This is a genomic window from Pseudomonas sp. fls2-241-R2A-110 (assembly GCF_030209165.1).
GTDB lineage: Bacteria > Pseudomonadota > Gammaproteobacteria > Pseudomonadales > Pseudomonadaceae > Aquipseudomonas.
In genome coordinates this window covers 169,221-182,093 of the sequence record NZ_JARVSN010000029.1, presented here as the reverse complement: position 1 = coordinate 182,093, position 12,873 = coordinate 169,221, and the positions used below count along the sequence as shown (strand labels likewise).

Genomic DNA, 12,873 nt, shown 5'->3' with positions numbered 1-12,873 from the left:
CGCTCGGTCGGAAGTTACATCCAAAGTGCGGCCACAATCTCGGAGGCGATGTACAGGCCCAACCCCCCGTAACGCCTTGGAATGCAGAGCTTCGCCGGGTACCTCGATGGTTCTTGCAAAATCCTCCCAAGCTTGCAGTATCGGCTCAAGATTTTTGATGATGAGGTCTGACAAGCGCATGCCGATAGATCCTGGTTATTCGTAGGCCTTCGTCAGGCGTAACACCTCAGGTGTAAGGGGGGAGGGCATGGCGGATTTCATCGAGCTCGTCCCAGGGGCGTGTCCTCGCTGAAGCTGCTCTGGAACACGTTGTGGTATGGGGGAAATCGCTTTCTCTATCGAGTTCGGATTGCGTCGCCTTGCATGACTTGCAAGTGACGCTAGCCCGTGAAAGGCTCCAGGTGCCGTGCCAGGCGATAAGACTTTCCGAAGGAGACATGGTAATCAAAAACTCTACAGACTTTGTACAACATTAGTTTCTTGTATAGGTTTTGGCGAGTAAATTTTGCATTTTTACTCGCTTGGTTGCTCCGAGGTGATTACGCCTGCGACAGGGTTATAAGTCGCGCTTTCTGGGTGGCTGATCGCTGTGATCCCGTGGAAACCAAACGACCCTACGATGAAGCCGCACAGCCAACCGTCATGGCTATGGATCGAATCAGACTCTGCGGTGTCGATGTTTTAGATGGGTATAAAGATTCGCAATTTCGAATCAGCCCCATCTTGGCGGAACGAGATGCACAGCACCGATGATTTTCGATTCAAATCCCATCAATTCCTGCTAGAGCTCGACGCGGCAACCACTGAAATGATGATGTTGGTTTCGATTCGCGAGACGACTGGCGACCGTTGGGCGCTGGCAAGCCAACGGCATTGTGAAGCCTATGCCGCCTGGAATTCGTTCATCAACGAATCATCCCGACCTTCGCCGAGTGACCTGGTGACCTCCAAATAGAAAGCGGGTTTTAGAGTTCCGCTAGCCAGAAACTAAGTTAGAGTGCTCAGAAGGGCTCTCCACTTGATTCGCGTAGTCGCGCCGAGCGATTACCGCGAACGAACAGGGCAAAAAAAAACGTCAATCAATCGTTATGTGAAGAATGAATCGTGCGCTGTTTGTTTCTCTGGATGGGCCCAAGGGCGCCGGCAAAACCACACTGTTGGAGGCCGTCACAAAAGTACTGAGGGCCGACAACAAAAAGGTGATCCGACTTTGCGAGAAAAAAAGCGATCCCTATCGAGGTGAAACAATGACCCTCGTGAACCAACTCGTCAGAAATCCCACCCGGGATCTGGAGTTGCGGGTTTGTGAGCGCCTTGCTGACAGCCGTACCTGGATTTCCCGGCACGTACTGGCTAAACAGCCACCCGACAGCATTATCCTGATCGATCGCTGGTACCCGTCTGATGCCGCGTTTCGCCAGATAGTCCCGTTTGCAGAGATTTTGCAGCTGAACATTGATCGAAACGTGCAAGTGCCAGACCTGCATGTCGGGGTTGTCACCGCCCCTGATATTTCATGGGCCAGGGCAGCGGCGCGATCGCGTGGGTTGAGCAGTACGGTGATGCATAAGCTGGAAGAACATGTCGCTTGTACCAAAGCGTTCGAGCGAGCGATTGCAGATCACGGCTGGGTGTTATGCCGTAATGAAGGAACGCTCGAAGACGCAACGATGCAGGTGATTTCCGAGATCTATAAAGTCCTTCTCGGGCGTCAGGAGCATTGCTAGCGTCATGAATGCGCGATGCGGTGTGACGTGCTTGGCAGCTAACGCTATACAAGACCGACAAACGAAAGAATAACGAGGACGATCACAACTGCGCCGACGATGTAGATAATATTGTTCATGAATGCCACCTCTATATATGAACAGGATTACGACGAACAAGGTCGTCTAATACAGACGACACCTTGACTCGCCATTCCGTTCCGCAAACGGGTCTCAACGGCGGCGCAATCGCAGCAGAGCTCTTGGGTTGCCGTAAAGGGCCTACAGATTGCTTGGGCTGTTCGCTGATCAGGAATGAAACTGAAGGGAGCATTCAGCCAAGCGACACCTCGCGAGCAGTGTCAAACCCAATATCGACTCACCGCGCCATGCAAGCCCTGAACGGGATCCTGCTCTGGAAATGGCAGCTTTTGAATGCTCGCCAATTGCTCTGAAGTCGGTGCTTCGCGACAGATGTCCGCGTGCTGGTCAGGGGGGTAGGCACCGACAACAAGAAAGTCACTGCTGGAATCGACATTGCAGTGACCGGTACCGGCAGGCAAGAGCAACACATCCCCACTGCTGACCTCCAATATCCGCCCACCCGGCCCGCCAAGCATCAAACGAGCGTAGCCAGCGGCGACGCCGAGCACTTCATGACCTTCGGTGTGATAGTGGTGATAGTCATAAACCCCGTAGCGCCATTGCGGCGGCCAGCCATTGGTGCTGAAGGTTCTCTCGAACAGCGCCGCCGGGTCGCTCCCTTGAATGGCAATCGCCTTGATGTAAACGAGCACAGGAAGGCGAGGGTTGTTAGGTACCCAACCGTTTTGTTCGAGGAGCAGCATTTGCACGGGAGCATCGACAACCTGTGACCTGACCATAAGAAGTCCTCCGCTTTCGAGTAAGTGTCTTGAAGACAACTTTTAAAGCCCGATCCATTAAGGACATTTGAGGCTCTTCAAATGTTCAAGAAATCCAGGCAGCAGCGTTCCCTTGGTGGTCGCAAAGCAATGGCCAGTGATGTCGATCGAATTTTCAGCAAGTGGTTTGGCAACTTGGATACTGTCGAATTGTTCCCAGAGACATTCGGTCGCTGATGATCTCCTCGGGAGAAAGGCGGCCAGGGTGTCACAGTCATTGAAGAGTGTTCTACCAGCCGCATCCGCGCATTGTGAAGAGGCGCCCAACCGCAGCTGGGCGCCATTCGAATCAACCAGTGTGGTGACTCTTGGCAAGGCCATAGACGGATGTGGCGATGCCCTCGAAGCGCGCTTTTAACTGCAGCGCCAGATACAGCGAATAATGCCGTGACTGATGCAGGTTGCCACCGTGGAACCAAAGGTTTTCCTGCTGAGTTGGCTTCCACATGTTGCGCAATTCGCCCTCGTACGGGCCGGGATCATTCGTGGTTCCAGAGCCCAGGCCCCAGCAGCGACCGACCTTGTCAGCGACTTCCTGGGAAATCAGCTTCGCCGCCCAACCATTCATTGAGCCATAGCCCGTGGCGTAGACGATCAGATCTGCCGGTAGCCGGCTGCCATCGTTGAGTACGACGGCATCTGCTTCGATGCGTTCGACGCCCAGGCCGGGCGCGCTCTTGAGCTTGATCGTGCCGTTGGCGATCAGTTCACAGGCGCCGACGTCGATGTAATAACCCGAACCACGGCGTACATACTTCATGAAAAGGCCGGACTCGTCGTCACCGAAATCGAGCATGAAGCCGGCCTTGGACAAGCCCTCGTAGAACTCCTTGTCACGCTCCTTGATCGCATCAAAGATAGGTTTATGAAAGCTTGGCATTACCTTGTAGGGAATCGAGGCGAACAGCATGTCGGCCTTGTCCGTGGTCAAACCCGACTCCAGGGCGTCTTCAGAGTAGAGCCCGCCGAAGACGAGATCCATCAAACTGTCGGAACGCACGATGTGGGTGCTGGAGCGTTGCACCATGGTGACCTCGACACCGTTTTCCACCAGGTCGGCGCAGATATCGTGAGCCGAATTGTTCGCCCCGATGACCACCGCACTCTTGCCGCTCCAGGCGTCTCCGCCGGGATGGCGGCTGGAGTGATGCTGCTGGCCGTTGAAAACTTCGGCACCCGGATAACGGGGCACATTGGGTACGCCGGACATGCCGGTGGCGAGGATCAACTGGGTCGGCTGTAACGTCAAACGCTCACCGTCGCGCTGCACTTCAACCTTCCAGGTGCCACTTTGCTCGTCAAAACTGGCGCTCACGCATTCTGTGCGCGGCCAATAATTGAGCTCCATGACTTTGGTGTACATTTCCAGCCAGTCGCCAATCTGGTCTTTTGGAGTGAAGACTGGCCAGTGATCGGGGAAGGGCAGGTAAGGCATATGGTCGTACCAGACAGGGTCATGCAGGCACAGCGACTTGTAGCGACCGCGCCACTGATCGCCAGGACGCTCGGCCTTGTCGACGATCAGCGTTGGCACGCCCATTCGCTTGAGCCGCGCAGCGAGCCCCAGTCCACCCTGGCCGCCACCCACGATCAGGCAGTAAGGTTGGGTGGTAATGCCTAGCGCCGCTTCTTCATCGCGACGGCGTTCCAGCCAGTTGCGTTTGTCAGCGTGGGCGTGACCATGAGTTGCGCCCATTGGACGACGGCGGCCGCTGGGTTCTTCAAAGCCTTTGAGCTCGCGCATGGTCGTCAGCAGCGTCCAGCACAGACCGTCCTTTAGACGCACGTAGCCTTTACCTCGCGCTGCATCGGTTTCCAGGCTGATCCAACCTTCGAGCACACCGTCATTGAGCGTCGCCTCACCTTCCAGTTTCCATCGCTCGGGACGAGTCTGGTCGAGGCGTATTTCGAGCATGTCTCGGATCGCAGGCTTGCCTTCCAGGGTCACCAGGTTCCAGCTGAAAAGTAGCAGGTCACGCCAGTGACACTCGTCGGCAAACAGTTCCAGTACGCCGTCCACATCACGTTGGGCGAGACGTTCACCGAGGTTTTCGACCCAAGCCGCGAGCTGATCAGTTGGCGTGTGCACAGGTGTTTCAACAGCGATGTTCATGGGGCATCTCCGATCTTGTTGTTTTTGTACCACTTGCCCTAGAGCAAGGCTCGGGCCACCTTCGCGAAAGCCCCATTGCAGAGCGGCTGCGGAGGTGTTGCTCAGGCGTGGATTCGCAGATCTGTCACGTTTCTGGAAATAGTGGATGACAGAGTGTCACTCGGTGCAAAAAGCGCTGGTTGCGGTCTTTTCATATAAGCTGCAAACAGACCCGTGTCCTGACCGTAACGGAGAACAAGAACAATGAAGCCGGCCTTGATCAACGCCCATGCACAACAAGTGCTGCAAGCCGTGCAGGGCACTCACGCCCCCCTTGGCCCGATGGCTGACCTGGCCATCACTCGATCCTGGCGCCGGTGCCTGGATCAATATCAGCTCGATCCTGCCAGTCGCCGTGCGCCTAACGTGGTTGAGCATCCACGCTTGCAGGATCATCGCGCGCCACTGGAACACATCATCTCCGTAGCGCACTGGCAGATGAGCAACTTGCACCAACAACTCGGACGTGATGGCCACGTGGTGCTGCTGACCGATGCTCGCGGTGTGGCGATCGACAGTGTGTTTAACGAATCCGAACGGGCCGAATTTCAGCGTTCCGGGCTGTGGCTCGGTTCGGTATGGAGTGAAGATTGCGAAGGCACCAATGGTGTCGGCACCTGCCTGGTCGAGCGAAAGCACGTAACCATCCGTCGTGATGAGCATTTCCGTGGCAAGCACGTCGGTCTGACCTGTTCGGCGAGCCCGATATTTGATGCGAGTGGAGAGTTGCTGGCCGTGCTCAATCTCTCTTCCGTCAGGGATGACCTCAGTCTTCAGCAGCATTTCCAGGCGATGGCATTGACCAACCTGTCGGCCAAGTTAATAGAGAGTTGTTTCTTCCTGGGGCATGATCCGCAACGATATTTGCTGCGCTTGCACCCTGAGGCAGGCTTCGTTGGCATGCTGGGTGAAGGCCTGATCAGTTTTGACGAGAATGCCCGTATTTGCTCGGTCAACCATGCTGCGCTGGAACTGCTGGGCCTCAGCCGTGATCAAGTGATCGGCCAGTCTCTGACAAGGCTGTTGGAAACCCCTATTGAGCAGATGATGAGCCAGGCCAGCGCTCAGCCGAGTGTCTGTTGGCCAGTGCGGCTGGTGGACGGCCGCCAGTTCTACGGGCAACTGCGAGAACCCGCGCACCGGGCGCCCTTGGTCATTCCCGCGACACCCAAAATCAACGACGTGCACGTGTGCCTTGAAGACCCACGCCTGCAACGCGGCTTTGCTCGCGCATTACGTGTTCTGGAACGTGACGTCCCGGTGTTTTTGCAGGGAGAGACCGGTACGGGCAAAGAAGCTTTTGCTGCGGCGCTGCACCGCGCTAGCTCCCGAGCCAACCAGCCGTTTGTGGCGATCAATTGCGCAGCCATTCCAGAAACGCTGATCGAAAGCGAGCTGTTCGGCTATCGCGGCGGCAGCTTCACCGGTGCACGTAAAGACGGGATGATCGGCAAGCTGGAACAGGCCCACGGCGGCATATTATTTCTTGATGAAATCGCCGATATGCCACTGGCTCTACAGACTCGCTTGCTTCGCGTGCTGGAGGAACGTCAGGTGGTGCCCTTGGGCGGCGCGACGGCACGCCCGCTCGATGTTCGCCTCATCAGCGCCAGCCACCAGGATCTGCACGCCTGCGTGGCCGAAGGGCGCTTGCGCGAGGATCTGTTCTACCGCGTTGCTGGATTCGCCGTGCACCTTCCACCGCTGCGTGAACGATCAGACAAGGGGCTGTTGCTCGACCTGTTGCTGCGCGAGGAGGGGGCAGGAGGCAGGATTCGGCTGGAGCCGGGCGTCAGAGAGCGCCTGCTGACGCAGCCTTGGCCAGGCAATGTCCGGCAGCTGCGTACGTGCCTGCGCACGCTGATAGCGTTGGCGTTTGAGGGGCGTGTCACCCTGGACGATTTGGCGGAGTTGCTGCCGGCAGCGCCAGCGTCAGTTGCGCCCGCCGAAAATCCGCTGGGCGTGTCCGAGCGGCAGACACTGCTCACATTGATTGAGGCGGAACACTGGCATATCGCCCATGTTGCCGCTCGGTTGGGGATCAGCCGCAATACGCTCTATCGCAAACTGCGGCATCACGGTATTTCTCGACCTGGTTGAATGCGCAATGGCATCCACCCCTTGGCGAGCTTGTGTCATTTCATGTCTCTGGCCTGCACCCACAGCACGGCGTCTTGCGACAGGGGTTTGCCTTTATGGGTTTTCGTTGTACCGATGTCGAGCGCTGCAATGCCCCACCATCCGGCCCGGGGCAGGCCGATGGTCACGACGCCCGAGGAATCCGCGTACGTGCTCAGGGATTTGAATGATGCTTGAGGTGCCGTTACGTAGTCTTGCTGGCCGAAGCTGTTTTTCTCGATGTCGACTGAATGGTTGATGTATTCGATCTCGATTTCGGCGAACGGAACGGGCTTGCCGTCGGCCAGCACCAATGCGCGGAACACGCCGCCCGTCCAGTTTGCATAAGGCTTGCTGAGTGGCTGGATTTCAACCGGCAACCCTTGCGGTTCTGCCCAGTTGCCGGGCACGCCGCCCACGTTCACGATGAGTTTGGTGAACTGCTGGATGTAGACACCTTCCTCGGTTTCCAGGTAAGGCTCGGGTTCGAGTACGAAGATATGGTCACCCAGTGAGCGTACCAACTCGCGTGGAATCGACGCACGATAGGCGGTCGTACGGTTATCGCGACTCTGCCATTGGACAGGGCGCAAATATTGGCGCAGATCGATTTTTTCCCCGCCGTGGGAGCTGATGTGGCTGAAGGCGCGAGGTTCATCCATGGCCATGGTCGGGCCGCCGGAGAAGGGGTGTGTGAACACGAGCGCGAACTCCAGTTTATCCGAGCGCGGCAGCGCCGTTTCCTCGACGTAGAGCATCTGGAAATGGGCCTGTGCTGCGCCGGCCAGGCAGGCTAACGTAACGGCGGCAAGTGCCTGTAGCAGTCGTCGTTGGATCGGCATGGTCGATTTCACCTTGAAATGTCGGAGGACTGAATCGTGGCTTCATGGTTGTCTCCGCCCATGAACACAACGGAGTATTTTTCGGCGGGGGGCTGGAATGCGTAGGTGTTGTCGGTGCCCACGATCCCTTCGAGCAACACCTTGTTGCTGGTGTCCTGGACATGGATTTTTCTGCCAGCGGCCGAGCTGCCGTCGGTGTAACCCGCCTCGCACTTCACCCGATCATCGCTCTCGATGTAGCAGTCGAAGACGGGCCCATGAGCAAAGGCTGCCTGGCAGAACAACAGGGCGCCTGCTATCAGTATTCGATGTGCTGAACCTAGGGGTTTCATAAGGTCTTCGATCTCCACGGTCGAGGTTGATCATTGGTGCGGCGGTGTGTGATCGCCGCGCGTATTGGCGCCAGGTGGCGCGAAGGCTGCCAGCAAGGCATCCAGGTTCGAACTCAGGAGTGCTTCGTACCCGTTGGCCGAGTCCGCGAGCATTCCCGGGTTGCCCGCATCCAGTATCAACAACCGTGCGCCGCCGTCCTCGATGGCCTTGGCGATCCTGGCGTCCGGTGCCCACTTGTGGACCACCACATGGATGTCACGCTCACGCAGGTATCGGGTCAGTGCGGTGCGGTCGGCGTCGCTCCAGTCGATGTCCTGTCGGACGAACCAACCGTCGACAAAAATGCCGAACTCGCCGAACAGGTAAGTGAACTCACTGGCCAGCGACAGCACCCGCAGCTCCGGCACGGCCACCAGCCGGGCTCCATAGTTGGCCTTGAGTTGGCGCAATCGCCCTTCGAGTGCGGCGAGGTTGTGCGCTATCCGAGGCGCATCGGAAGGGGACAGGCGTGCCAGGTCGGTAGCGATAATCACCGACATGCGCATGGCATTGACGGGGCCGAGCCAGGCGTACGGCGAAAGCCCACCATCGACGCCGCGCTCGGTGGCCCAGGGAACGTCGTTCGATGGCACGCGGGTCACGGCCACGCCCGGTTTGATGGTGTCCCATGAGTGCGAAGCATCGATCTCGACGATTCGCAGATTGTGGCGACGGGCCGTCGCGTACAGAGGATCCGCGCGCCAGAGACTGCCCAGAGTGACCACGGCTGCGGCCTGCTGGAATGCAGCGGCGTCCAGGCGCGACAGCGCGTTCGCCTGGCTTTCCATCGGCACGGCAGCGTCCGCTGGAAGACGGACGACCTCGATAGTCGTGCCGTCGCTGAGTGCCGAGGTGAGCGCATACACCGCTGGCAGCGCGACAAGCACCTGCTGCCTGCCGATATCCGCGATGGCACACAGCGGGTTGCCGAGCAGCAGTACCACCATCGCTAGCCAGGAACGACGTGACATGCAAAGCCTTTTCATACGCTGGCACCTCTGAACCGGGACGCCGTAGCGCGGATCACGGTGGTGATGAGGAACACCAATGCAGCGACGATCACGATGGCGCCGCCCGTTGGCACGGGGATGTGGAATTGCATGGGGGCCAGGATGCCGACCACGCAGGAAAACGTCGCAATCAGGATGGCGCGCACGACCAGTCCCGGGAGCGAACGGCTGATGTTGCGTGCCGCCGCCGCCGGAATGAGCAGAAGGGCTTCGACGAGCACGGCGCCGATGATCTTCAGGCAGGCGACCGTCACCAGCGTGACCAATACGACAAACAGGTATTCGACGCTTCGCACGCGCACACCGCGAGCATGCGCCAGGCTCGGATTGAGGCTGGCCAGCAGCATGCCGTTGTACAGCGGCAGTCCGAGCAGAGCACACGTCGCCGTTACCACAAGCAGCACGTTCATGTCGGTGTAGTCGACCGCCAGGATGGAACCGAACAGCACGCTTTCCATCACGTGCGTGTTGATCTTCGCCGACACGAACAGCAACAACGACGCCCCGACCGCCAGCGAGATGGACAAGAACACACCGATCAGCGTGTCATTAGCCAGCGTGGTGCGGTGCTGCGTGTACTTCAGCGTCAGGGCGAACAGCAGGCAGAAGCCGAACATTGAGAAGTAGGGGGAGGTGTAGGACTCGCCGATCAGCACGCCGATGGCCACGCCGGTCATCGCCGCATTGCCGACGGACTGACTGAAGAATGCCATGCGCTTGATCATCACCATCGAACCCAGCACACCCAGCAGCGGCCCGATGAGCAGCGCGCAAAGCAGCGCATTGATCACGAACTCGTACTCGAACGGCTGCGGCAAGATGCCACTCGCGGCGAGCGCCTGCAGCTGGTTGCGAATCAATTCATACAGGGCGCTCATTAGTTACCCTCCAGCGGGTAGGCGACCTGGTCGGGCGGGCCATGAAACAGCACCCGCCGGTTGATAACGGTCATGGATTGCGCGATGCGCCTGACCTGTTCCAGGTCATGGTTGATCCAGAGGATGGTGACGCCGCGGCTGTTCAGCTCCGCCACCAGTGCCTCCACCAGGCGCACGCCCGGTTCGTCGATGCCGGCGGTGGGTTCGTCGAGGATCAGCAGCCAGGGCGCCGGGCTGATCGCCTGAGCCAGCAGCACTCGCTGACGCTGGCCACCGGACAGGCTGCCAAACGGTTTTGCGCCTATTCCGGCCACGCCGGTGCGCTCCAGCGCCTGGGCATTGGCCGCCTTGGCGGATCGGCTTGAGCCCAGGAAGGCCGGCCTGCGTTGGCCGAGAAGGGCCATGATGTCGTTGACCGTCATCGGCACGTTGCGGTCGAAGTCCGGCAATTGCGGGACATACCCCATCGGCGTCGTGACCTCGCCCTCGAACCGGACCGTCCCCGAATGCGGCATCTGGCCCAGCAGTGCGCGCACCAGTGAAGTCTTGCCGCCGCCGTTCGGGCCTACCAGGCAGTGCAGCGCACCGGCTTCTACTCGGAAACTCACCTTGTCGAGCACTTGGGTGCCTCCCAATTGCAGGGAGACGTTGTCGAACACAATGGCGGGGCCGCGCATCGCTTGTTCCTCCTTCATCGCGTTCATCGCTGCGTAAACTCGACGGCTTCGGCCAAGGTCTCGAGGTTTTCGCGCATCGCCACCTCGAATTCGTCCGGGCTATAGGTATCGCCGGTGATGTGAGACAGCGCGAAAACCTTCACGCCGGTGGCTGCCTCGATAGGCTTGGCGAGGTCGAGGGAAAAATTCTTCTCGGCGAAAAGCACACGCACATTGGCCTTCTTGATCGCGTCGATGGTGTTGGCCAACTGGCGCGCAGTCGGCGCGACGCCGTGACGCGGCTCGATCACGGCGCTCACGAACAGGCCGAACTCCTGCATCATGTAGTCGTAGCCAGCGTGCGTTGTCGCGCACCGGAACGAAGACAAATCCAGCGCGGCGAAGCGGGTCATGAAGCCAGCCCTCAGCTCGCGGATACGCGCGGCATACGCCAGAGCGTTTTGTCGATACGCCGCAGCGTTGTCCGGGTCCAGTTCGCCCAGCCGGCGAGTGATTTCGAAGACCTGCTGTATCGCTGCCGTGGTGGATACGAAGGTATGCGGATTGACCACCTTGGCGTCGCCTTGGTCACCACCGATAGGGATAAGCGCAACCGAAGCATTGGCCTGGATAATCGGCAGGTTCGCCCCACGGCCGGCGGCCTTGATGATCTGAAAGGCCCATTCATCGTGTCCGATGCCGTTGACGACCAGGACATCGATGTTCATCGCGCGGGTGATGTCATCGGGCTGCGGCTGATAGTTGTGTGGATTGGCCTCGGCTGGAATGAGCGCAACGACCTCTGCCCGATCACCGACGATGTTTGCCACGAAGCTGTAGTAGGGATGCAGCGTGACGCCGATTTTTAGCTTCTTGCCTGAAGAGGGTGTGGTGCCTGCAAGTGCGATGGCGGGTATCAGCAGCAATAGCGCGATGCATCGGCGCCACAGTGCGCGGTGTTTCGTAGAAACGGTCATGGCTGAGTTCCTTTTACGCGTTCGACTTCGCTGGCACCGTCGTAGGGGATGACCTGGCGCCAGCCATCGCCGACCAGCGACTCGGGCTTGACGATGCCAGGGTAGGGCGCGTTCGGGTTGCGGTGGATCCAGATCGTCGCTTGGTTGGCCCACATGACTCCGGCATGCGCGTGACCGATGACGAGCAGGTAGGCGCTCTGGCCCGGCGCGCGGCCGGCTGAGCCGTAATAGACCGTAGCGCCCTGGCCCTGGGTGGCTTGCGACACCTTGTTGGCAGTCTGGTCCGGCGGGGTGACAGGCGCGTCGGCGTGCTCGTCGCCGGAAGCGGCATGCGGCTGGTGAGTGCCGGGCAGAATCAATTGCCACTGCACCTCGCCATTGGTCTTCCAGAAGGCGTCACGGTAGAAAGGCGGCAGCAAAATTTTCTGCGCACGCTCCAGCGTGATCCAGCCGCCGGTGTCGTTGTTGAACCAGATGATTTCTTCACCGGCAGGCAGCAGCGCGCTGTGGATGGCCTGATCGACTTGACCCAGGCCATCGAAGGAACGTACTTGCCAGCTCAAGGGTGTCGGTGGGCCGGCTTTCTGGGGTCGCAGCGTTATATATCCTGCCACGCTGGCGATGACTGCCAGGACCGCGAGCAACAGTGCCAGCGATTCCCATCGGCCGGATACCGGGCGTACGACCTTTGCGTGATCGCTGGGCCTATCTGCGCCGGATGCGCGACGTGGCGATAGAGGAGCCATCAGAGAAACGCGATCCAGCGGCCGAGGAATACCACGCCCGCCCACAATGCCAACGAACTGAACCCCGCGACACGCGCCTGGCTGGGAGGCACTCGCGTCGTGTCCCATTCGGCAATGCGGCGAAAGACGCCCAAATGGAATACCCCCATGTTGAGCCCCGCCAGCATTAACACGCCCATCTTGCACAAGAAGGCAGTGTTCTCGGCATAGGTCGTGGCATTGGCGGCGAACATGAGCAGGCCGGTGATCACGCAAGCCACGAACGCGACCCAGGTGAACGGCAGCAGGTCTTGTATCAGCCGTAGCGCACTGCGGCGATGGGAGGCAACGCCAAGCAGCCGCAAATCGACGACGGCGATGGTGCCGAACACAAGGGCAATGCCGATCACATGCACCGATTCAAGGGTTGGAAAAGCGGAGCCGGACTCTCGGATGAAGGTGGCGACAGAGGTGTCCTGTAGGGCTTGCAGCAGGGGTTGAATGTCCATGGCGA

At 59.1% G+C, this 12,873-nt stretch carries 13 protein-coding genes; 3 read left to right on the top strand and 10 right to left on the bottom strand.

Translation table 11 applies throughout. The features are described 5' to 3' along the window. The first annotated feature begins 736 nt into the window (after positions 1-736). Together QRN31_RS24275 and QRN31_RS24270 are read left to right on the top strand one after the other, a co-directional pair. The gene (locus tag QRN31_RS24275; RefSeq protein WP_285435024.1) at positions 737-955 is read left to right on the top strand and encodes a hypothetical protein; all 219 of its coding nucleotides are present in this window, start codon (positions 737-739) and stop codon (positions 953-955) included. Positions 956-1,097: 142 nt separating this feature from the next. Then, positions 1,098-1,727, top strand: a complete 630-nt coding sequence (locus tag QRN31_RS24270; RefSeq protein WP_285435023.1) for a dTMP kinase — start codon at positions 1,098-1,100, stop codon at positions 1,725-1,727. A gap of 341 nt (positions 1,728-2,068) precedes the next feature. Here the strand turns inward: QRN31_RS24270 and QRN31_RS24265 are convergent, their stop codons facing one another. Both QRN31_RS24265 and QRN31_RS24260 read right to left on the bottom strand, forming a co-directional pair. Next, positions 2,069-2,590 (bottom strand): cupin, encoded by a 522-nt coding sequence (locus tag QRN31_RS24265; RefSeq protein WP_285435022.1) that lies wholly within the window; start codon positions 2,588-2,590, stop codon positions 2,069-2,071. Positions 2,591-2,918: 328 nt separating this feature from the next. After that, positions 2,919-4,742, bottom strand: coding sequence for an NAD(P)/FAD-dependent oxidoreductase (locus QRN31_RS24260; protein ID WP_285435021.1), 1,824 nt, complete (start codon positions 4,740-4,742; stop codon positions 2,919-2,921). A 243-nt stretch (positions 4,743-4,985) separates the two neighbouring features. Between QRN31_RS24260 and QRN31_RS24255 the strand changes: the two genes are divergently transcribed. Beyond that, positions 4,986-6,881 carry a sigma-54-dependent Fis family transcriptional regulator gene (locus tag QRN31_RS24255; protein WP_285435020.1) on the top strand — a complete coding sequence of 632 codons (1,896 nt, stop codon included), beginning with the start codon at positions 4,986-4,988 and terminating at the stop codon, positions 6,879-6,881. Positions 6,882-6,916: 35 nt separating this feature from the next. Here QRN31_RS24255 and QRN31_RS24250 read toward each other — a convergent pair whose 3' ends face one another. The 8 genes from QRN31_RS24250 to QRN31_RS24215 all read right to left on the bottom strand — a co-directional run bounded on the left by QRN31_RS24250 (position 6,917) and on the right by QRN31_RS24215 (position 12,868). Beyond that, on the bottom strand, positions 6,917-7,741 hold the full coding sequence (locus tag QRN31_RS24250) for a DUF4198 domain-containing protein (RefSeq protein WP_285435019.1): 825 nt from the start codon (positions 7,739-7,741) through the stop codon (positions 6,917-6,919). Between the two features lie 8 nt (positions 7,742-7,749). Beyond that, entirely contained in the window at positions 7,750-8,091 is a 342-nt protein-coding gene (locus QRN31_RS24245; protein ID WP_285435018.1) for a hypothetical protein, read from the bottom strand. Positions 8,092-8,103: 12 nt separating this feature from the next. After that, complete coding sequence (locus tag QRN31_RS24240; RefSeq protein ID WP_285435017.1) at positions 8,104-9,084, bottom strand: metal ABC transporter solute-binding protein, Zn/Mn family; 981 nt, start codon at positions 9,082-9,084, stop codon at positions 8,104-8,106. Between the two features lie 11 nt (positions 9,085-9,095). Continuing rightward, complete coding sequence (locus tag QRN31_RS24235) at positions 9,096-10,001, bottom strand: metal ABC transporter permease (RefSeq protein WP_285435016.1); 906 nt, start codon at positions 9,999-10,001, stop codon at positions 9,096-9,098. Next, the gene (locus QRN31_RS24230) at positions 10,001-10,705 is read right to left on the bottom strand and encodes a metal ABC transporter ATP-binding protein (protein ID WP_414922230.1); all 705 of its coding nucleotides are present in this window, start codon (positions 10,703-10,705) and stop codon (positions 10,001-10,003) included. The genes QRN31_RS24235 and QRN31_RS24230 overlap by 1 nt, the downstream gene beginning before the upstream one ends. Continuing rightward, positions 10,702-11,634, bottom strand: coding sequence for a metal ABC transporter solute-binding protein, Zn/Mn family (locus QRN31_RS24225; RefSeq protein ID WP_285435014.1), 933 nt, complete (start codon positions 11,632-11,634; stop codon positions 10,702-10,704). Before QRN31_RS24225 ends, QRN31_RS24230 begins: the two co-directional genes overlap by 4 nt. Further along, positions 11,631-12,197: a DUF6162 family protein gene (locus tag QRN31_RS24220; protein WP_285435013.1), complete on the bottom strand. Its 567-nt coding sequence runs from the start codon at positions 12,195-12,197 to the stop codon at positions 11,631-11,633. Before QRN31_RS24220 ends, QRN31_RS24225 begins: the two co-directional genes overlap by 4 nt. Positions 12,198-12,379: 182 nt before the next feature. Beyond that, positions 12,380-12,868, bottom strand: a complete 489-nt coding sequence (locus tag QRN31_RS24215) for a DUF6644 family protein (RefSeq protein WP_285435012.1) — start codon at positions 12,866-12,868, stop codon at positions 12,380-12,382. Positions 12,869-12,873 lie beyond the last annotated feature (5 nt).